The organism is Helicobacter pylori (assembly GCF_001998165.1).
GTDB lineage: Bacteria > Campylobacterota > Campylobacteria > Campylobacterales > Helicobacteraceae > Helicobacter > Helicobacter pylori_DL.
Window position 1 is genome coordinate 1 of record NZ_MTWR01000157.1, and the last position, 298, is coordinate 298.

A 298-nucleotide genomic window follows, 5' to 3' on the forward strand; every position below is an offset into this window, starting at 1 on the left:
TGGGATTTTCAATAACAGATTTTGCTTCATCAATGAAGATATAAAAAGGCTTGTTTTCTAATTTAGCTCTATTTATGACTTTGTAGAATAGGTATAGCACTGCCAAGTTGAAATCTTTTTTACTACTAGAAAGAGCATCCATATCAATAACAGAAAGCTTTTTAGCAAAGTCTAAACAATCAGTAGAATGCTATAACAATATCACAAAACAAGGAGGTGCTATTTTTAAGCTAAGAGATTTTAAAGACACGCTAGAAATAGACTATTTAGATAGCAAGGACATTTTAGAAAAAGAGAG

Annotated in this window: 1 protein-coding gene; it reads left to right on the top strand. The window is 30.2% G+C overall.

Going from position 1 to position 298, the window contains the following annotated elements:
• Positions 1 to 107: 107 nt before the first annotated feature.
• Positions 108 to 298 (top strand): hypothetical protein (locus BZK24_RS09525; protein WP_143424418.1); only part of this gene is annotated, 191 nt, incomplete at its 3' end.